Source organism: Rhodopila sp. (assembly GCF_965276935.1).
Lineage (GTDB): Bacteria > Pseudomonadota > Alphaproteobacteria > Acetobacterales > Acetobacteraceae > Rhodopila.
In genome coordinates, this window is sequence record NZ_CBDIBS010000003.1 from 1,072,770 (window position 1) to 1,092,767 (window position 19,998).

Consider the following 19,998-nt stretch of genomic DNA (forward strand, 5'->3'; position numbering starts at 1 on the left):
TAGCCTGTCCTGGAGAACAGCGAAAGGATGCGCGCGCGATGAACGATCTTATGCCAACGGGCGATCTTCTGGTGGCAACCGACCAGCGCCACCTGATTCACCCGCTGCACCACGCCAAGGACCACGCCAACCCCAAGGTCTTCGTCTCCGCCAACGGGTCGATGCTGCGCACCGCCGATGGCCGGGAATACATCGACGGCCTTTCGGCCCTGTGGAACGTCAACATCGGGCACGGCCGAAAGGAACTCGCCACCGCCGCCGCCGAACAGATGGAGAAGCTGGCTTACGCGTCGGCCTATGCCGGCTACTCCAACGAGCCGGCGATCCGCCTGGCGGAGCGCATCGTGAACCTCGCGTACGACAACATGGCGGCGGTCTATTTCACCACCGGCGGCGCGGAATCCAATGAAAGCGCCTTCAAGTTCGCCCGCTATCACTGGAAGCGCCTGGGCAAGCCTGAGAAGGTGAAGATCATCTCCCGCCGCTACGGCTACCACGGCGTCACGCTGGCCGCCATGAGCGCCACCAGCCTGCCCAACTACCACAAGATGTTCGGCCCCCTGGTGCCGGAGTTCCTGCAGGTGGCACCGCCGTATCCCTACCGCTGGCCGGGCAACGGCGATGCCGGCATCGGCGCGGCGGACGCGGTGGAGGAAGCCATCCTGGCCGAAGGTGCCGACACTGTCGCCGCCATCATCGCCGAACCGGTGATGGGCTCCGGCGGCGTGATCGTCCCGCCGCCCAGCTACTTTCCCCGGCTGCGGGAGATCTGCGACCGCCACGAGATCCTGCTGATCGCCGATGAGGTGATCACCGGTTTCGGCCGCACCGGCCAGTGGTTCGGCCTTGGCCATTGGGGCATCCAGCCGGACCTGTTCTCCTTCGCCAAAGGCGTCACCAGCGGCTATCTGCCACTCGGCGGCGTCGTTGTGTCCAGGCACATCCATCAGGTGATCCAGGATGCGCCGGCGGATGAAAAATTCATGCATGCGGCGACGTATTCCGGCCATCCGGTCTGCTGCGCCGTCGCCCTGGCCAACATCGACATTATTGACAAGGAAGGCCTGGTCGAGCGCGCCCAGGTGCAGGGCGACCGGTTCCGTGCCGGGCTGGAGACGCTGCTGACTCTGCCGGCGGTGGGGGAGGTGCGCGGCATCGGCATGCTTGCTGCCATCGAACTGGTGGAGCACAAGGGCAGCAAGGCGCCGGCCAAGGGTCTGGGTGCGCGCGTCGCCGCCCAAGCCGCCGACCGCGGCCTGATCCTGCGCCTGCGCGCCGCCGCCGACGGGCCGCCCGCCAGCGGCGACACGTTGTGCTTCGCGCCACCGCTGCCGACTTCGGAAGTGACGCTGGACCGCATCGTTCAGATCACCGGTGAATCGATCCAGGCGGCAATGTAGCGAACGACAAGATCAGGGTCATCTCGCGACAGACGCCGCCGGATGACCCGATCCGCTAACTGTGCGAGGCGATGAACCATGCGCATGACACAAAGTATGAACCATGCGCATGACGAAGAGTCTTCGCGAAGCCTTGTCGCGGCGCTCGCGTTCGAGCCGCCTGAAGCCTTGGACAAAGGCAAGCGTCATTCGTGAACGGGCAGCGTTATGATCGCATTGAAGAACGCGCTGGTGGTGCTCGTCCTCCTCGGCTTCATTGGCTCCGGCCACGCCGCCTCTCTTCCCGCCGTCGAATCCGAAACCGGAATGGTCGTCTCCGCACAGCGTCTGGCAGCCGAGGCGGGGGTGGCGATCCTGCGCCAGGGCGGCAATGCGATCGATGCGGCGGTTGCCGTCGGCTATGCGGAAGCCGTGGTCAACCCGTGCTGCGGCAATATCGGCGGCGGCGGATTCCTTACGGCGCGACTGGCCGACGGACGCAACATCGCCATCAGTTTCCGTGAAACCGCCCCGGCCGCCGCCAGTCGGAACATGTATCTGGACAGCGCCGGCCACCCGGTTCACGACGCCAGCCGGTACGGCTGGAAAGCCATCGCCGTACCCGGCACGGTGCTCGGCCTTGAGACCGCCCTGACGAAGTACGGCACGTTGCCGCGCCGAACGGTCATGGCGGCGGCCATCCGTCTGGCCCACGACGGCTTTGTGCTGAGCAAGGCCGATGCCGATATCCTGGGTAAAGGCGAGCGCCTGTTGCGGCAGGATGCCGTCGCCGCAAGCCAGTTCCTCTATCCGGATGGCACTGCCTACCAAGCCGGCGACATCCTGCGTCAGCCGGACCTTGCCGCGACGTTGCAAGCCATCGCCGACCATGGCCCCGCGGCATTCTACACGGGACATATTCCTCAGGCGGTCGAGGCCGCATCCCGCGCCGGCGGCGGCATCATCACGGCCGCCGACTTCGCATCCTATCATGTCACGGAGACGTCGCCGCTCACCTGCACATACCGCGGCAACGTCATCCTGTCCACGCCTCCGCCATCCTCCGGCGGCGCATCGATCTGCGAAATCCTGAATGTGCTGGAAGGCTACGACCTTCGTGCGATGGGTTTCCACGCCGCCGGATCGGTGCACGTCATGGCGGAGGCCATGCGCCTTGCCTACTTCGACCGCAGCACCTTCCTCGGCGATCCCGCTTTTATCGACAACCCGCTCAACCGGTTGCTGTCCAAGGATTACGCCGCCCGCTTGCGTGGTCAGATCACTGGCCGGGCCACGCCGTCAGCCGATTTGGGACCCGCGGAGGCACCGACCAGGGAAAAGCCGCAGACGACGCACTACTCGGTGATCGACAAGGACGGCAACGCCGTGGCGGTGACCTACACCATTAACGGCGCCTTTGGTGCGGGCGTAATCGCCGGCGATACCGGATTCCTGTTGAACGACGAGATGGACGACTTCACCTTGAAACCAGGGGTTTCCAATCTGTACGGACTGGTTCAAGGTGCGGCGAACGCCATTGCCCCAGGCAAGCGGCCGCTGTCATCGATGGCACCAACGATTGTGCTGAAGGACGGGCAGGTGCGGATGGTCCTCGGCTCCCCCGGCGGGTCGAGGATTGTCACCATTGTGCTGGAGACGATCCTGAACATGATCGACTATGACATGACGCCGCAGGAGGCGGTGGACGCTCCTCGGCTGCACCTGCAGTGGCTGCCGGATATCCTATATGCCGAACGGCTGGCACTGTCGCCGGATGCGCGGGACGCGCTGCTGCGGATGGGTTACCGGATCGAGGAACAGCCGAATTGGGGCGCGGTGGAGCTGATCGCGATGGGCGCGCCGCCAGCGCCCGGGACGACGCCGCCAGGTATGGATCTTGTCACCGGGCAGCGTGGGACGGCGAAGGTTTTTTATGGCGCCAGCGATCCTCGTCGTCCGGCGGGCGCGGCGATCGCGCCGTAATGACCAGGCGCGGCTGAACCTCTAACCGCCGCTGTTGCATTGGCGCGCTACACAATCAAACGTCGTGCTCGGCTGGTTGCACATCTTGACCGTTGTTGCCGCCTCGCGTGACATAGTACCAGGCGGCCCATGTATTGACGGATCGGCGAGGCCGCTTAAACCGTCATGCCTTCTGAAATATTGCTTGATGACCTCCTTCAGGCTCATTTTCCTATTGCGTTACGTTGCAACCTGAGATAGAAAACAAGAACGTAAGGCGAACATCAGGTGAGTATCTTTCTTCTGTGCTGCCAATCTCATTTCCGCCGACACCGCAACCTTTAACGACACTGCGAATCATACGCCTTCCCTCAAATTCCATAAGTGTCGGCGGCCGAGTCGGTTGGTTTTGAGTTGCGCCAAAGTAAAGCCGACGCGATCCCCGTGGTGGCTTGGCACAAACCAAACGCTCGCAGTGCCGACTCAAAACCTTGGATGAACCCGCAAGGCGTTCAGGCGCGCGCGACAAACCCGGCTGAACGACAGGAGTATGAGTGAGCCACAGAACCCGCGCCGGGTCCACGCACGATCTTAAGCTAATCTGATTTCAACCAGCTATTGTCTATTCAAGGTCTTTTCATGCTTCCCATCAAGCCAGTCGACGCGCCGCTCTATGTTGTCACGCCGATCATCAATCCATCCCGCTATCGCTCCCGCTATCACCTGTATCGGAATTTCGAGAAATACATCACCGACATCGGTGCTGTTCTCTACACCGTAGAGGCCGCCTACGGCGACCGCGCGTTCGAGATCACCGACGCCGCCAATCCACATCACCTCCGTCTTCGCACCAATCATGAACTTTGGCACAAGGAGAACCTGATCAACATCGGCGTGTCCCGCCTGCCGGCCGACTGGAAATACGTCGCCTGGATTGATGCCGACGTGCAGTTCGCGCGCCCCGACATCGTTGCGGAAACGGTCCACCAGCTTCAGCACTTCAGCGTCGTGCAAATGTTTTCGCACGCCACCGATCTCGGCCCACAGCACCAGCCGCTGGCGTCGTTTGACGGGTTCGTCGCACGCTATATGCGCCGGCATGGCAACACGGTCCCCAAGCTGGACCGTTATGGCGTCTGGCATCCCGGGTATGCCTGGGCCTGCCGGCGCGATGCCTGGGACCACCTCGGCGGCCTGATCGATTGGGGTGCTGTCGGCTCCGCCGATCGTTACATGGCGTGCGGCCTGTTTGGCGAGATGGCGCAGGCCTTGAGCGCTGATACCGGGCATGCATGCCCAACCTATGCCGGATGGTGCCTCGAGTGGCAGGCTCGCGCCGAGACCTACGTGAAGCGCAACGTTGGTTTGGTCGATGGCTTGCTGCTGCATTATTTTCATGGATCGAAGAAGCACCGCGGCTATGCCAGGCGGGACGAAATCCTTTGGAAGAACCAGTTCGATCCCTTGAAGGACATCAAGCGCGATTGGCAGGGTCTCTGGCAGTTGACCGACCAGAAGCTCCAGCTACGCGACCAGCTTCGCACCTATTTCCGCAGCCGTGACGAGGACGGCACCGAGATCTGATACAATGGCCGTTTAGGTTGACCCGGCGATACCCGGGTCAACGGCCGTTGCTATTTCATTGCTTCGCCCGCAGCCGCCCCACCACGCCGCGCCACGCGCATACTTTGTTGATTCTTTGGATCGTCGACATAACGCCACGAAATCCTCCGACTGTTTCGTCAGGTCTTTCCCCGATGCGCTGGCTGGTCTGTAGGAGTACAAAAACCCATCAGTGGACAGCAGCCGCGCTCGGCGTCAGGCTTAACGCCGCAACGCCGGGCAGGACCCATCCATGCTCCCTGATTCGACACTGACCGAAGCGGCATCTTTGCTGGCTGCCTGCCGAACCAAGGGCGTCAGGCTCGCCACCGCGGAAAGCTGCACCGGCGGGCTGATCGCCGCCGCCCTGACTGCCATCACCGGATCGTCGGACGTGGTGGATCGCGGCTTCGTCACCTATTCGAACGAGGCAAAGAACGAGATGATCGGTGTGCCGATGCCGATGATCCAGGCGCATGGAGCGGTCAGCGAGGCGGTTGCCCGTGCCATGGCCGAGGGCGCGCTCAGCCGCTCCCGCGCCGCCATTGCCGTGTCAGTCACCGGCGTAGCCGGCCCAGGTGGCGGCAGTACGGAAAAGCCTGTTGGTCTTGTATGGTTCGGCGTCGCCCGCACCGGCCTGCCGCTGATCAGTCAGCGCCATGTCTTCCCCGGCGACCGCACTGAAATCCGCGCCGCGACCGTCCTGCACGCGTTTAGACTGATCCACGACTCGCTGCGGACGTTCACCTAGTTCGTCCCGGGTGTTTTGGCGGATACCGCAGATCGGCTCTGGAACACCGCCGCCTCCGCACCAATCTGCCAATGCTAAAGCAGTAAACGCCGCCATGCTTCCGGCGAGACAGGAGGACAAAACGATGCAAGCAACCCTGAACGGCCATGTGATCGCTGACAGCGACGATATTGTTGAAGCCGGCGGCTACCAGTATTTTCCCAGCACCGCGACGCGCCTGGAGTGGTTGGAGAAAGTGCCAAAAACCGAATCAGACCGTGCCTGTCCGCACGGTGTCCAGTTCTATGACGTGGTGCTCGACAACACCCGTTCCAGCAGAGCGGCCTGGTCCTACGAATCACCGCGGCCGGCTATGCAGGCGGTCGGTGGTCGGTTTGGATTTTGGCAAGACGTCAAGGTCGAGTGATCGCAAAACGGCCAGCATCTGCTGGTCCCTGGTCAGGCCTCCAATCCGGTTTCGTGGTTGACCGCGACCGCGGATACCCGCTTCCATCCGGATAGTGCGCGGCGATAGCGCCGCGCCAGGCGCTCCTTTACGCTCGCTGAAACTCCGCCTGCTCAGCCTGTGGAGCCTTTCACTCATCGCCAGCGTCGCGGTTGACCGTCTGCTGGTTCAACTCTATCGCCAATCCGCCCAGGCGCAGATTGGCCATGCCGAAGCGATGATCGCCCGCGCCTGCGACGTCATTCGGAATCGCTACGGCTTTTATGTGGCCGGCTGGTCTGGCCCCGTGCCGAGCTGCCCGATAGCGAACTAGACGCCAACCCCATTACAATGAACTCGCCAATGACGGGAGTACGATCTTCATAGCGACACGCTCGACCGGACAGATCGAGGAGGGACCGCCCGGCTTCTCGATCGCCGCGCTAGACGGCGGCCGCATGAGCTGGCGGTTCACGCCGATCGAGCGCGCCTGGCCGTTTGTCCTGATAGCCCGACCGGCCGACCGGCGACTTGTCACGGGGGCTGGCCAAACCGTCGGCGGCGCGTCTCTCATGCGTGTAAAGGTCATAGGCGACGCGCCGATCGAGGTGGTGGAGGTACGGTTAGACGATGGCAAGTGGGTGCCAATGGTGCCTGTGCCTGGCGCCTCCGCGCTGTGGGAGGCCCCCTGCGACGGGTTGGGCGAAGGCGTGAGCGTCCGCGCGCGAGATGCGCGAAGCCGAGGGGATCAGGATCGCGTCCATCCGGCGCGCCCTGACTGGACGCCCCCGGAACGTGTCGCCGACGGCAGCGATCAGGATCGGATCGACGCCTGGCCGGAGAAGGGCATCCTGAACACCCAGCTCGGACCGAACCGGAACGGCAGGAAGTGGTAAGTTCCGCGGTCGCGGCCGAGGGTTATGACAGCGGCGGGATACCGGGCGAGCCGCGGGCTGAGCGGCCCGGCAAGCAGGTCTCGTGGCGCAGCCTGCGTGGCCTCGACGCGCTCAACTTCCTCATGGCGGATGTGCAGGGTGGGCTCGGCCCCTACCTAACGGTGTTCCTGGCGGATCAGCGATGGCAGCCTGGCAGCATCGGCTTGGCAATGGCGGCCAGCTCGATCGCGGCGGCGGTCTGCCAGATTCCTGCCGGGCTTGTGGTCGATGCGACACCGGCAAAGCGGCTGGTCGCCGCCGCCTCGGGGTTGCTGATCGCGGCGGCGTGTCTGCTGATTGCCTGGTGGCCGCATTTTTTTCCGGTGCTCGGCGCACAACTGGCGATCGGCGCGGCGGCGGCGCTGGTGCCGCCAACGTTGGCGGCGCTTGCCCTCGGGCTGGCCGGCCGCACCCGGTTCGATGCCACGATCAGCCGCACGCAGTCGTTCAACCACGGCGGCAACTTCGTGGCCGCGGCGCTGGCCGGCACGCTCGGGCATTTCATCGGGATTCTCTGGATCTTCTACCTGATTTGCGCCTTTGCCGCCGCCAGCGCGCTGTCCACGCTACTAATCAAGCCAGCCGAGATCGACCACGCGTTGGCGCGCGGCGGCGAAGCGAAGCAGGATGGCACTGGACAGGTGGAGCCTGTGGCGATCCTTACCTTGCTCAAGCGCCGCGATCTGCTCGTCTTCTTTGGCTCGGTAACGCTGTTCCACTTTGGCAACGCGGCGATGCTGCCCATGGCCGGGCAGGTGCTGGCCCGCGCCCACGCGGACCAGGCCACCATTGCACTCTCGGCGTGCATCATCATGGCGCAGTTCGTGATGGTCGGCGTCGCCTGGGCGGTCGGGCGCGCGATGATGCGAGGCATCGGGCGCAAGCCGATCTTCCTGGTCGCCTACGCCTTGCTGCCGGTGCGCGGCGTGCTGTTCTCGTTCACCACCAGCCCCTATGGCGTCGTCGGAATCCAGGTGCTCGATGGCGTGGCGGCCGGAGTCTTCGGCGTGGTCTCGGTTCTGATCGCCTCCGACCTGATGCGGGGCACCGGGCGGTTCAACCTGGCGCAGGGGTTGGTGGCACTCTGCGTCGGCATTGGCGCGGGCCTCAGCAACGTCGTGGGAGAGTATGCCGTGCAGTGGTTCGGCTATGCGACGGGCTTCCTCACGCTCGCCGGCCTCGCCGTTTGCGCGCTTTTGTTCTTTGCCTTCCTGATGCCGGAGACCCGGTCCCGGACCCAGCCTGAAGCCCAGCCGTCCGGCGGGGCCACGTGATGGGCGTAATCGCCGGTTCGCCCTGGGCCATCTGGGGAATTGCCGCCGCGGCCACGGCTGGCGTGATCATCCGTCCTTTCTCCTGGCCGGAGTTCATCTGGGCCGTCGGCGGCGCACTGCTGTTGATCGTGCTGGGTGCGCTGCCCGCAAATGAGGCGCTGACCGGCGTGGCGAAGGGCACCGACGTCTATCTGTTTCTGACCGGCATGATGCTGTTGGCGGAGCTGGCTCGGCAGGAAGGTTTGTTCGACTGGCTCGCGGCGAAAGCGGCCGGCCAGGCGAAGGGTTCAGGCCGCCGGCTGTTTTCCCTGGTGTTCGCCGTGGGCACAATGGTCACGGTGTTCCTGTCGAACGACGCCACTGCCGTGGTGCTGACCCCCGCCGTCGCCGCCGTGGTCAAGACAGCCGAGGCAAAGCAGCCGCTGCCGTACCTGTTCATCTGCGCCTTCATCGCCAACGCCGCGAGCTTCGTGCTGCCGATTTCCAACCCGGCGAACCTGGTGATCTACGGCAGCCACATGCCGCCCCTGCTGCGCTGGCTGCCGACCTACGCCTTGCCCTCGGCACTGTCCGTGATCGTGACCTATGCCATGCTTCGCTGGACGCAAAAATCAAGCCTGCGGCAGTCGATTTCGTCCGAGATCAAGGTTCCCGCTCTGTCCGCCGCCGGCAAGCTTGCCGCATTGGGCATCGTCGGGACGGCGGTCGTTTTGCTGGCGTCCTCTGCATTCGATCTCCAGCTTGGCCTGCCGACCTTCCTGGCGGGGGTGGCGACCGCCGGCCTGGTCATGACCCGGTCCCGGTGTGGGATGACGGCGGTGGTGCGTGATATCTCTTGGGGGGTGTTGCCTCTGGTCGCGGGACTGTTCGTGCTGGTGCAGGCGCTTGAGAAGACCGGCCTGACCAGTGACCTAGCCGGGCTGCTCGGCCACCTCGTGCACTGGTCGGCAATTGGGTCGGCCTGGGCGGCCGGTGCGGTGCTGGGTGTCGGCTGCAACCTGGTGAACAACCTGCCGGCCGGGCTGGTCGCGGGCCGTGTGGTGGAATTGGCGCATGTGCCTGAGTCGGTCCGCGCCGCCGTGCTGATCGGAGTGGACCTGGGGCCGAACCTGTCGGTCACCGGATCGCTGGCTACCATCCTTTGGCTGACCGCGCTACGGCGCGAGGGGCTTCAGGTCAGCGCCTGGACGTTCCTGAAGCTTGGGCTCCTGGTAATGCCACCCGCGCTGCTGCTGGCAATCGCAGGCGCCTTCGCGTTTGGCTGACAAAACGGGAGAACAATGTATGCAGAGCATCAGTGCGGCTTGGCTGTATCCCTTGATCCTGATTGCCGGCGCACTGCAAGCGTGGGGACCGCCGATGAACGGCACGTTGCGGACCTCCCTGAGCAACCCCTGGTTTGCCAGCGTCGTCTCGTTCTTGCCCGTGGTGGCGGCGTTGAGCGTCTTGTGGTTATGCGTGCCTCGGCCACTGCCGACCGCCGCCGGGATCGACGGCATGCCGTGGTGGGCGCCCCTCGGCGGTCTGATCGGTTCCCTCGCCGTGGTCGCCGGGCTGCTGTTCGTCGACAAGGTCGGCGCTGGCGCCTTCGCCGGGCTGACGATCACCGCGAACATCCTGATGTCGCTGCTTATCGACCAGTTCGGACTGTTCAGAATGGAGGTGCACCACCTGAATGTCTGGCGGGTATTGGGTGGTATGCTGATGGTTGGCGGGATTACCTTGATCGCGATTTTCTGAGACAGGCCGGTTCCTGCCGCCGGGAGCCGCAGGCATGTTGTTCGTGAACAAGGCTGGTGCCGGCGCGTGGCGAAGCGCCGGCACCCTCCTTTCAGACAGGCCTAGGCAGCAGCAGCAATGTTGCCAGAGGCATTCAGTCGATACCCACCCTCGACCGTCAGCAGAATCTGACAGTTGGACGGATTGGCCTCGATCTTTTGCCGCAGGCGGTAGATATGCGTCTCGAGCGTGTGCGTGTTCACGCCAGAATTGTAGCCCCATACGCGGTCCAGTAATGTCACACGCGTAACCGGCACCGCACCTGCCCGGTAGAGAAACTTCAGGATCGCGGTTTCCTTTTCTGTTAGCCGGAAGGTTTTGTTTTTCGTTTGATCATGCAGATGCTTGGCGGCGGGTCGAAACGTATAGCGGCCAATCATGAACACGGCATTCTCACTGTCGTCGAAAACACGCAGGTGCGTGCGCATCCGCGCCAACAGCTCGTTTGGACGAAGCGGCTTCGTCACGTAATCGTTCGCGCCCGCATCAAGTGCGCGAATAACATCACCCTCGTCGCAGGAAACGGCTGTCGTGATGATTGGCATTTTATAGCCGAGCCGCCGCAGCTTCGCGCAATAGTCGTATCCGTCACCGTCTGGCATTTGGAGACTGAGGACGATACCGTCATAATGCGCACCCGCGACGGCGAGAAGTTCATCAGCTTCTTTAAAGCTTGTTACAAGCGTGAGCTTGAAATCGCAGGCCGTAGTCACGCTTTCCGCCAGAATTTGATGCTGGCTACCGTCGTGTTCGGCAATCAGGATTGATCGGGTTTTCGTCATGATCTGTACTCCGTCTATTCCCGCCGCTGTTGGTGTGGCGTGGATGGTTGATGACGGATACATAACTATTGCTTGCTCGGTCGGAATAGCCTCATATGGGGCTACCCTCACATTGATTTATGGTCTGTTTTATTTCAGACGACGCGGTGCGATCATGCTCGCACGCAGCAATGCCGCTACCAGCGTTGCCTGCGACCGCTTGCCGGTCTGGGCAAAAAGCTTCTTGAGCCGGGTTCGCACGGCGCCCAGCGTTACCTCCTTCTCGACCGAGAATTCAGCCAGGCTAAGACCGGATATCAGGCCTTCAGCGAGTTCGGCGTTCTCCCGGGACAGATGAAATGCCTCCTGAATCCATCTTGAGGTGCGCGATGCATCTGCTTGCAGATCCGCCACGCATGCTGCCACCAGCGTATCGCCCGGAACAGGCGTGATCGTCATCAGCAGGCGCAGGCTGCCATCCCGGCTCAATAGACGGAAAAGTTCCGGCTGCTGACTGTCAGCGACCCGAAGCACCGCGACGGCCAGCAGCTTCGCCTCAGATGATCGGCGCGCAACCAGTCGAAAGTTATTCTTCCTTAACGCCAAACCGTTTCGAAGCAGTTCGTTTCCAGCTATATTGACATGGGCGATCCGTCCATCGGAGTGCAAAAGAAACGTCGGCGTGAAGACACAATCCAACGCTGCTGCCAACGCTCCTGCATTCACGACGCTCGCGGAAATTCCAACGTCAGCCATCACACCATGACTTCAAAGTTGCGCCGAAAGTTTTCACTTCGGTGTGGCAACCGTAATGTCTCCGCCGCAACAGCGCAAGGTTGTGATCACGTGTCCGTAACCAACAGCAGCGTTATGACCTGCAGTCGGCAGCCCCCGCGATAGGCAGACATCCCATCGTGCCTGGATGCCTTCAGCAATTGTCACCGACGCTCGGCCGGCGCAGGAACCAGGCCACTGGGATGGCCGCGGTGCACAGCCCGCTCATGGCCCAGAAACCGGCGGCGCCGAAATGAGCATACAGCAGGCCCGACCCGATCGTCAGCAGCACTGACGCCACGCCGACCGCTACCGTGCCGTAAAACGCCTGTGCCGTGGCGGCGAGACGCAGCGGAACGGTGTCGCCGATCAGGCGCATGCAGGCGAGGTGCTGCAGCGCAAAGGTCAATCCGTGCAATGGCTCAACTAAAGCGGATGCCGTTACCGACGTTGTCTGTGCCAGAACCGCCCAGCGCATTATGCCGCCCACGGCGGCTAGCATGGACGCGCCGGCCGGCCCCAGCCAGTTGACCAGCGGGCGCCCGGCAAACAGGAAGACCACGATCTCGGCGGCAACCGCCTCCGACCAGAGCAGACCGATCGTGCTGTCCTGGATGCCAACACTGCGCCAGTGAATGACGACAAAGCCGTCGTGCATCGCGTGACTTCCCTGGATCAGCGCCGCCACCAGCATAAGCCGCCGGAATGGGCGCAATCGCAGCAGAGTCCTGAGGCTGCCGGCTTGCTTGGTCACTGCCCGCGTGACCGAATGGATGACATCGGGCACCCAGACGCCACACCACGCCGCCCCGCCAAGCAGCAGCCCATTGAGCCAGATGATGGAATCAAGCCCGTATCGCCCGACCACCTGGCCCGCCAGCAGTGTCCCAAGAATGAAGGCGGCCGATCCGGTGCCTCGCACCCAGCCGTAATCAAACCTTCGCCAGAGCGAACCGGGTTGACGACTGGACCCTGCGGCCGCCAAGGTCAGCGCATCGGCCAGCGGCGTAATCGGCGCCAGAACCGTTGCGTGAGCCACACTGGCGCATAGCAGCGGCCACAGATCGGCGGCCGGCAGATAGGTGAAACCGACGACGGCGGCGGCGGCGGTGCAGGCCACAAGAACCATGCGTGGCGCCGCGAGCCGATCGGCCACATAGCCTCCGAGCGGACCAGCGGCAAGCCGCGCCGCGGTGCCGGCCGCCAGCACCAGGCCAATTGCTTCCGGCGACAAGCCCCGGCTGGCAAGAAAGGCTGCCAGGAAAGGTGACACGGCTCCGTATGCCACAAACAAGGCCACATATAGACCAACAAGGCGCAGGAAACCGGACGACGATCCTGCCATGCTGGTGCCAGTGGCGACGTTCAAACGCTCGATCCATGCCAGGCTTGTTCGGCCGAGCGAACCGCTTTTTCATTCGGTCCTTCAGGGCGTATCGAGCGGGACCGAGGGGCCATTGATTTCCGGCCTGACGTTTCTGACATAATGGCACGTATCAGGAGATTTGTATCATGGCCTGGGCTGCTACCGGTGAAAACTATATCGGCTCTGACGCGGCGTCTCGGCTCGCTCGCCTGCGCCGCCTGGCATGGCTGATCGACGGCGCCTTCGCGCTGCCAGGAACCAGTTTTCGGTTTGGCCTGAACAGCCTGATTGGCCTACTGCCAATCGGCGGTGATGCGGTCCTCGGAGCATTGTCACTTTATATTGTCTATGAAGCAGCACAGCTTGGACTGCCACGACACAAGCTGGCCCGGATGGTGGCGAATGTCGGGATCGAGGTATTTGCCGGCAGCGTTCCTGTGCTGGGCGATCTATTCGACATGGCATTGAAAGCCAACCTGCGGAACCTCGCCATGATCGAGGAGCACTTTCGCGGCTCCGGGTGGGCAAGGCGGTAGGTCATGAAAACGGCTGACCAGGGTGGCAAGTGCTGGCGAGAGCGGGCACACTGGCCGCATGACAGTCAGTCCCTATCTGTTTCCCGCCGCCGACCATCCGCTGCATGACGCGACCGATCGGCTGAAGGTGCGTGAGGCCGTCTCCGGCTTCGGCATCGCCCTGCGCTATCAGGAACGCGCGCCTGACCCGCCCGGCACGCCGGAGGCCGACTGGTGCGAAACCGGGCACTCGATCTTCGTTCTGTCCGGCCACATTCGCTACGACTTTGACAGCCACTCGGTCGAGGCCGGACCCGGCGACATGCTGCATATCCCCGCCGGCCGCGCGCACCGGCACAAGCCCTCGGTCGCGGGCAATGAGACCGTCCGCTACGTGCTGACCGAATTCGGCTGATGCGGCCGGCATAAACCCTTTGGTAACCATTATCCGTCAGACTGGCCCAATGGAGGCGCGGGTATGTTTTCGACCGCGGTGCGGAGCTGGTTTGGACGAACGCTGGAGGTGCCTCCGGTCGCGGCAGCCGCTTGCCTGCCGGACGCGGCCGTCTCACGCTACAACTTCAGTCCCGCACCGGAACAGCCGCCCAACCTTTGGCCAGCCGCTCGGCTGGCGGTCACCAGCCAGCTCTGGGGCAAGGGCTTCAATCTTCCGGGCGGAGAGGTGGAAATCCTTCAGCTTACCCGGTCGCTCGGGTTGTCGTCAGCCTCCAGCCTGCTGCTGATCGGCGTGGGCGCCGGTGGACCGGCGAGCAGCATTGTCCGCAACCTGGGCGCCTGGGTCACCGGTCTGGAAGTCGATCCCGCTCTGGTGAAAGAAGCCAAAGCGCTGATGAAGGCCGGGCAGATCGCCAACAAGGCCAAGATCGAGGCGTGGGACCCCGAGAACCCACGCTTCGGCCGCGGCCAGCACCACCACTGCTTGGCGATCGAGCCGCTGCGGGCCGGCGGCCAACCGGAACCGATCATCGACAGTCTGGCGCAAACGCTGAAAACCGGGGGGCAACTGGTGATGATCGAGCTGGTCGCCGACGCGCCGCTGCTCGCCGGCGATCCCACGGTTAGCCGCTGGGCCAGGCTGGAGCACCGCACCGCCGCCGCAGTGCCCACGGCGAATGGCGTGACCCGCATGTTGACGCGCGTTGGCTTCGACGTCCGCATCGCGGAGGACATCTCGGACCGCCACATGCACAACGCGATGATTGGCTGGCGCGTGGCGGTGCGGGACCTGCGGGATTACAAGCCCGCGCCGCCAGTGGCGGCACAACTGGTGGCGGAGGCGGAGATCTGGCTGCTGCGGGTCAAGCTGCTGCGGGAGAAGCGGCTACGGATGATGCGCTGGCATGCGATTGGACGTGCGTCGTCAGCCGTCGCCAGCCCGCGGCCGGCCTGACATCTTCGGCAGCGGCCTTCAAACCGGGTTCACACCGATGCGGTATTGCGGCAGTAATGCAGGACGGCCTGACCGCCAACGTTGCGAGCCCTCGTTTTGGCCGAAGGTGACCCTCTCGCATGAGCTACCTGAAACAAGCCGCCGCGGTCCTGCTGCTGTCCGCGGCCATCGTGACAGCCCCGCGACAGACGGATGAAGCCGAAACGCGGATGGCGACTGGCTGTTCGGCGGCCGGATCATCCATCGGGGCGGAGGCAGGTCTGATGCCACCAAGCGGCGCCAGCCGTCCAGCATTGCTGCCCGCCGGCTATCTGCATACAGCCGGGTCACAGATCGTCGATCAGACCGGGCGACCCGTCCGTATCGCCTCGGTCGGCTGGTTTCAGGGGTTCGAGAACCCGGACTTCGCGATGCAAAAGATCATGCAGCTCGGCTTCAACGCCGTGCGGATCTCATGGGTCGATGCGACGATGCGGAGCGACCTGCAACGGATTGATAGGATCGTCGCAGCGGCGGCGCATCATGGCATCAAGGTCATTCTGGATCACCACACCAATGAGGCGGGCACACCGGCCGATGGCTACGGTGCGCAGCAGCGGAATGGGCTTTGGTACGACAGCGGGCCGGGCACCAACGGCACCAACGGCACGTCTGTCAAAGGCACCGTGACCCAGGCCGTCTTTCAGGCGCACTGGGTGGAAGTCGCCAGGCGCTACGCCGGCAACAGCACCGTCATCGGCTTTGATCTCGACAACGAACCGCTGATGATCCCAGGCGGTTCCACCTGGGGCGATGGCGGCGTGACCGATATCCGCCTGATGTACCAGACTGTCGGCAATGCCATTCTGGCGGCGAACCCGGATGTGCTGATCATCGCGGAGGGTCCGCAGAACTACCCTGGTAGGGCGCCATGGGGTGATCTGTCGAACGTGCGAGCCGCCCCGGTCCAGCTTAATAGGGCAGACCGGTTGGTGTATTCGGTGCATGATTATCCGACGTATGTCTCGGGCGTGAAAGAGAACAGCGGTCGGCCGAAGGTGGCTGGAATGAACCGGGCCTGGGGTTTTCTTGTATCGGAGAAGATCGCACCGGTCTGGATTGGCGAGATGGGTGCGAACCTCGATGGCACTTGCTGCCATGAAAATATTGCCGCCAGTCAAGCCTGGGCCGCGACCCTGGTCGACTATCTGAATGGCAAACTGGCCTCCCAGGGCGGGCCGAGCTTCAGGGGAATGGAGCAGGGCGTGTCGACGGACTGGTGGGCCTGGGGCAACCTGACCGGACAGCCACTTGATGGTACGCTCGCCCCGGATGGATCGCGGCGACCGGCGCAATATGCGGTCTACAGCCAGTTGGCGCCAGGGGTAGTCTGCCGCACCGGCAGCCCTGTCGCGACCCCTGGATAGTTAACAATCCTGGCCCAGATCCTTACGGCTTCAGGTAACCTGTCGCCGGCGGCTCTTGCGTGGCCCAATCAGACGGACCTTCTTTCTGAACCTTACGCCGCTTGGCTATTGCACGCGAACGCCTGCCAGCAAACGCGGCAATATGATCCAGAGCATGCTTGGCGAACGACGTCACCGGCTGTTCAAGCAAATAATGGGTCGCCACTCCGCAACCCACACAGACTACCGATAATCCGATCGCGATTGTTTCAATTGATAGGCGGTGACTGAACCACATCGCCGCTCGAACGAAAATGGAATCGGCGACTGGATGTGCGAGGTAGATGGCGTAGGAGCAGGCGCCCGCGGCAATGAAGGCCGGTTCGCAGAGCTTGAACCAGCCGGCTCTTTCCACACCGATCAGCCCCAGCAGCGTCAGCGCCGAGGCGCTGCCGAATACCAGGGTGAACACCTCTTGCACTTGTTGTGGGTCGGTTATGTCTGGAACGAACGCGACCCCCGCCGCGAAGGCGGCGATGCCAGCCGCTAGAACGGCGGCCGGCCAAGGTGTCGTGTGCGCCCGCAGATAAAGGGCACAAGCCACACCTGTCAGGAACTCCAGATTGCGAACGTTTAGAAAGAATGAGAACGGAAAGCCCATGTCCGGGCATGCCAGGTTGGCAGTGATGATCGCGACGCCCCAGGCGACCAGCACCTTGATCCAATTGCGCCCGAACGCGATCCCAAGACCGAACATCAGGTAGAAGAAGACTTCATACGTCAGGGTCCAGGCGACGCCGAGAACCGGCATATCCGGATTTGGAAGCAGAAAGAATGACAGGATGACATTGGACAGTGCGTGCTGCGATGGGATGCCGAAGGACGGCCGGATCTGGTAGATGACAATAAGCGGAACAAGGACGGTCCAGAACAGCGGGAAGATGCGCAGAAAGCGCCGTCTGGCATAGCGGCCGAGCCGATCCGGATAGCCGATGTCATTCCAATGCACGGTGGTAATAATGAAGCCACTGAGGACAAAAAAGAAATCGACGCCGGCTGCCAGAGGCTTCAGCACACCATTAAAGGGCATCACGCCGAAGTAGCGTGGTTCGGCAGTGATCAAGGCCACGTGACTGATGACGACAGCAATCGCCGCTACGGCTCTGGCGGCTTCGATCCCCGCGTAACGACGACGATGAGGATCCAAGGCATTCACAGTCATCCGCATCCTGCACCCAGTTGCTTTCCAGAATGAATGGTAGCCGCCAATACTGCGGCCGACGAACCGCCTGACAGCAGGTAACGAAACGGCCCAAGCATCCAATGTCAATTCGATTGTTCGGGAGATCAGCCTGAGCGATGACTGTAAAGCTGCTGCATGTTATTTTATCACGTTATAATCAAGGACATCAGGAAAAATTGCGGCAAAAACTGAACGTTTACAATGCATATATGCACAGGCAGAACGTTGCCGCTCAAGTATTACTCATGTTCAACTAACCGTTTGTGAACGGTTTCAATACTGCATACAACACGGAATGCACCGGGGTGGGTACGCCAAGCGTCTTGCCCAGCGCGACGACTTTTCCAGACAACCAGGGCAGTTCGATCCGGTTGCCGCGGATCAGATCGTGCGCCATCGAGGCCATCATTGCCGGTGGCGCGGCATGGGTAAAACCGACCGCCTTCTGCGCCGCGTCGTCCGGCAGACTGACGCCGCGCGCTCGGCCGACTGCGGCAACCTCCGACGCCGCCGCCAGAAACAGCGGCGCAATGTCCGGATCGTCCCGCAGCCTGCCCAATGGTGACCGGGTGGCAGCGGTGAGGGCGCTGTTGGTCGCCAGCAGGATGAACTTCAGCCAGAGGTCGGTCACGATCTGGTCGCTGTGCGTGGCATCGAAGCCGGCCTTCTGGCACAACGCCAGGAAGGCTTCGCCGCGCGCGCTCTGGCCGCCCTCCAGTTCGCCGAACACCAGGCGCATAAAGCTGCCGGTCTGGCGGATCAGCCCAGGTTCGGCAATGGTCGCGCTGATTTGCGCCAGGGCGATCGCTTGAGTGGTTGAGGGATTCCCGTGCGGGCTAGAATCGGATTCATAGGAAGCCTCTCATCAGGAGGTCTCTATGTCCATGCCAAGCCAGCCCTGCTTCTTGTCCCACTTCGCGGCCCTCCGGGACCCGCGCCAAGCGACGAAGGTGCTATATCCTCTACCGGAAATCCTGTTGCTGATGCTCTGCGGGACCATCGCCGGTGCGGACGACTTTGTCGAAATCAGCCTGTGGGGCAGCGAACGCCAGGGCTTCCTCCGCCGTTTTCTGCCGTTCAAGCACGGCATCCCGAGCCACGACACATTGTGCGACGTGATCGCGGCGATTGATCCTGAGCTGTTCAAGACATGTTTCCTGACCTGGGTAGACGGGTTGCGGACTGACACGCCCGAGATTATCGCGATCGATGGCAAGACCTCGCGTCGCAGCCATGCCCGCGGCAAAGGGCGTCTGCCGCTGCATACGGTGTCCGCCTGGGCGACGCGTCAGCGATTGGTCCTTGGACAAGAGGCGGTGTCGGCGAAATCCAATGAGATCACCGCCATTCCTGTGCTGCTGCGTCGTCTGGAACTGGCCGGCGCGTTGGTGACCATCGATGCCATGGGCACGCAGAAGGAGATTGCCCAGACGATCATCGAGGGTGGTGGCGATTACGTGCTGGCCTTGAAGGAGAACTGGCCAGCGACCTATGCCGAAGTGGAAACCGTCTTTGCCGATCCACCACCAACGCTGACGCTGCAAAGCTTCGAGACCGTCGATGGCGACCATGGCCGGATCGAAACCCGCCGCCATACGATCTGCCACGACATCAACTGGCTGTTCGCCGAGCGGCGTCATCCGGGCGAATTTGCATTCCCTGGCCTGACCGCCATCGGCATGATCGAAAGCGAAACCGAGCGGGGCGGCGTTATCCAGACAGAAACCCGATACTACCTGTGCTCAACCAAACTCAGTGCCGAGACCCTCGCCAGGGTCGTGCGGAGCCACTGGGGCATTGAGAACCGGCTGCACTGGGTGCTGGATGTGGTATTCCACGACGATTTGGCGCGCCTGCGCACCGCTCATGGCCCTGCCAACATGGCGGTCGTGAAACATACTGCCATGAATTTACTGAACCAGGCGAAACCCGTCACCAGCTTTAAGAACCGCCGTAAAAAGGCCGGCTGGAATCAGGATTATCTGGAAAACGTCATCCGGCGCATCGCATGAGACACTCAAGCGATTCCCCTGTGATTTGCGCCACGCCGCCCATCACCGCCGGCTGGCCCAGGATCGGGATCAGGCGTTCCGGTGCATCAATGCCGTTCTGCAAGGGGATAACCGCTGTCGTCGGCCCAATCAGCGGCCTGATCTGCGCGCCGGCCAATTCCACATCCCACAGCTTGACGCAGAACAGAATGAAATCGACCGGTCCGATCATGGCCGGCTCGTCGGTGGCCTGAACCCGGTGCAGGATCGTTTCGCCGCGGCCGCCCTCGATGCGAAGGCCGGTTCGGCGCATTGCCGCCAGATGTGCACCGCGAGCAACAAAGCTGACGTTCGCGCCCGCCTGGGCCAAAGCCGCACCGAACGCGCCGCCAACTCCGCCAGCACCGATAACCGCTACGCGCATGGAAAAAACTCCGTGGCTGTCC

20 protein-coding genes are annotated in these 19,998 nt (G+C 62.8%); 14 read left to right on the forward strand and 6 right to left on the reverse strand.

All coding sequences use genetic code 11. The annotated features are described in order from the left end of the window. Window positions 1–38: 38 nt before the first annotated feature. From ACQY4S_RS12780 to ACQY4S_RS12820, 9 genes are all read left to right on the forward strand, one after another. Window positions 39–1,400, forward strand: a complete 1,362-nt coding sequence (locus ACQY4S_RS12780; RefSeq protein ID WP_428485583.1) for an aspartate aminotransferase family protein — start codon at window positions 39–41, stop codon at window positions 1,398–1,400. 207 nt (window positions 1,401–1,607) lie between these two features. Then, window positions 1,608–3,362, forward strand: a complete 1,755-nt coding sequence (ggt, locus tag ACQY4S_RS12785; protein ID WP_428485584.1) for a gamma-glutamyltransferase — start codon at window positions 1,608–1,610, stop codon at window positions 3,360–3,362. 618 nt (window positions 3,363–3,980) lie between these two features. After that, the gene (locus tag ACQY4S_RS12790; protein WP_428485585.1) at window positions 3,981–4,925 is read left to right on the forward strand and encodes a hypothetical protein; all 945 of its coding nucleotides are present in this window, start codon (window positions 3,981–3,983) and stop codon (window positions 4,923–4,925) included. Between the two features lie 271 nt (window positions 4,926–5,196). Next, on the forward strand, window positions 5,197–5,694 hold the full coding sequence (locus ACQY4S_RS12795) for a CinA family protein (protein WP_428485586.1): 498 nt from the start codon (window positions 5,197–5,199) through the stop codon (window positions 5,692–5,694). 124 nt (window positions 5,695–5,818) lie between these two features. Beyond that, entirely contained in the window at window positions 5,819–6,100 is a 282-nt protein-coding gene (locus ACQY4S_RS12800) for a DUF427 domain-containing protein (RefSeq protein ID WP_428485587.1), read from the forward strand. A 476-nt stretch (window positions 6,101–6,576) separates the two neighbouring features. Further along, window positions 6,577–7,014, forward strand: a complete 438-nt coding sequence (locus ACQY4S_RS12805; RefSeq protein WP_428485588.1) for a hypothetical protein — start codon at window positions 6,577–6,579, stop codon at window positions 7,012–7,014. Continuing rightward, entirely contained in the window at window positions 7,008–8,327 is a 1,320-nt protein-coding gene (locus ACQY4S_RS12810) for an MFS transporter (RefSeq protein WP_428485589.1), read from the forward strand. Before ACQY4S_RS12805 ends, ACQY4S_RS12810 begins: the two co-directional genes overlap by 7 nt. Beyond that, window positions 8,327–9,592: an arsenic transporter gene (locus ACQY4S_RS12815; protein ID WP_428486269.1), complete on the forward strand. Its 1,266-nt coding sequence runs from the start codon at window positions 8,327–8,329 to the stop codon at window positions 9,590–9,592. The genes ACQY4S_RS12810 and ACQY4S_RS12815 overlap by 1 nt, the downstream gene beginning before the upstream one ends. A gap of 19 nt (window positions 9,593–9,611) precedes the next feature. Continuing rightward, the gene (locus ACQY4S_RS12820; RefSeq protein ID WP_428485590.1) at window positions 9,612–10,067 is read left to right on the forward strand and encodes a DMT family transporter; all 456 of its coding nucleotides are present in this window, start codon (window positions 9,612–9,614) and stop codon (window positions 10,065–10,067) included. A 101-nt stretch (window positions 10,068–10,168) separates the two neighbouring features. On the opposite strand, the gene ACQY4S_RS12825 is transcribed toward ACQY4S_RS12820, so the two are convergent. The 3 genes from ACQY4S_RS12825 to ACQY4S_RS12835 form a co-directional block, all read right to left on the reverse strand. Further along, on the reverse strand, window positions 10,169–10,888 hold the full coding sequence (locus ACQY4S_RS12825) for a response regulator transcription factor (RefSeq protein ID WP_428485591.1): 720 nt from the start codon (window positions 10,886–10,888) through the stop codon (window positions 10,169–10,171). A 129-nt stretch (window positions 10,889–11,017) separates the two neighbouring features. Then, entirely contained in the window at window positions 11,018–11,623 is a 606-nt protein-coding gene (locus ACQY4S_RS12830) for a helix-turn-helix transcriptional regulator (protein ID WP_428485592.1), read from the reverse strand. A 172-nt stretch (window positions 11,624–11,795) separates the two neighbouring features. Continuing rightward, window positions 11,796–12,986 carry an MFS transporter gene (locus ACQY4S_RS12835; RefSeq protein ID WP_428486270.1) on the reverse strand — a complete coding sequence of 397 codons (1,191 nt, stop codon included), beginning with the start codon at window positions 12,984–12,986 and terminating at the stop codon, window positions 11,796–11,798. Between the two features lie 167 nt (window positions 12,987–13,153). On the opposite strand from ACQY4S_RS12835, the gene ACQY4S_RS12840 reads away from it, so the two are divergent. The 4 genes from ACQY4S_RS12840 (at window position 13,154) to ACQY4S_RS12855 (ending at window position 16,339) form a co-directional block, all read left to right on the forward strand. Further along, window positions 13,154–13,543, forward strand: coding sequence for a DUF4112 domain-containing protein (locus tag ACQY4S_RS12840; protein WP_428485593.1), 390 nt, complete (start codon window positions 13,154–13,156; stop codon window positions 13,541–13,543). Window positions 13,544–13,601: 58 nt separating this feature from the next. Continuing rightward, a complete protein-coding gene (locus ACQY4S_RS12845) occupies window positions 13,602–13,937 on the forward strand; it encodes a cupin domain-containing protein (protein WP_428485594.1) in 336 nt (111 codons plus the stop codon). 63 nt (window positions 13,938–14,000) lie between these two features. Then, window positions 14,001–14,933, forward strand: coding sequence for a class I SAM-dependent methyltransferase (locus ACQY4S_RS12850; RefSeq protein ID WP_428485595.1), 933 nt, complete (start codon window positions 14,001–14,003; stop codon window positions 14,931–14,933). A gap of 119 nt (window positions 14,934–15,052) precedes the next feature. Then, window positions 15,053–16,339: a glycoside hydrolase family 5 protein gene (locus ACQY4S_RS12855; protein WP_428485596.1), complete on the forward strand. Its 1,287-nt coding sequence runs from the start codon at window positions 15,053–15,055 to the stop codon at window positions 16,337–16,339. A gap of 22 nt (window positions 16,340–16,361) precedes the next feature. Here ACQY4S_RS12855 and ACQY4S_RS12860 read toward each other — a convergent pair whose 3' ends face one another. Both ACQY4S_RS12860 and ACQY4S_RS12865 read right to left on the reverse strand, forming a co-directional pair. Continuing rightward, window positions 16,362–17,642 (reverse strand): acyltransferase family protein, encoded by a 1,281-nt coding sequence (locus ACQY4S_RS12860; RefSeq protein ID WP_428485597.1) that lies wholly within the window; start codon window positions 17,640–17,642, stop codon window positions 16,362–16,364. A gap of 172 nt (window positions 17,643–17,814) precedes the next feature. Next, window positions 17,815–18,300 (reverse strand): ketopantoate reductase family protein, encoded by a 486-nt coding sequence (locus tag ACQY4S_RS12865; RefSeq protein WP_428485598.1) that lies wholly within the window; start codon window positions 18,298–18,300, stop codon window positions 17,815–17,817. Between the two features lie 139 nt (window positions 18,301–18,439). On the opposite strand from ACQY4S_RS12865, the gene ACQY4S_RS12870 reads away from it, so the two are divergent. Beyond that, a complete protein-coding gene (locus ACQY4S_RS12870; protein WP_428483659.1) occupies window positions 18,440–19,573 on the forward strand; it encodes an ISAs1 family transposase in 1,134 nt (377 codons plus the stop codon). Here ACQY4S_RS12870 and ACQY4S_RS12875 read toward each other — a convergent pair. Beyond that, window positions 19,554–19,976 (reverse strand): ketopantoate reductase family protein, encoded by a 423-nt coding sequence (locus ACQY4S_RS12875; protein ID WP_428485599.1) that lies wholly within the window; start codon window positions 19,974–19,976, stop codon window positions 19,554–19,556. The two genes, ACQY4S_RS12870 and ACQY4S_RS12875, sit on opposite strands and share 20 nt — an antisense overlap. Window positions 19,977–19,998: the final 22 nt, after the last annotated feature.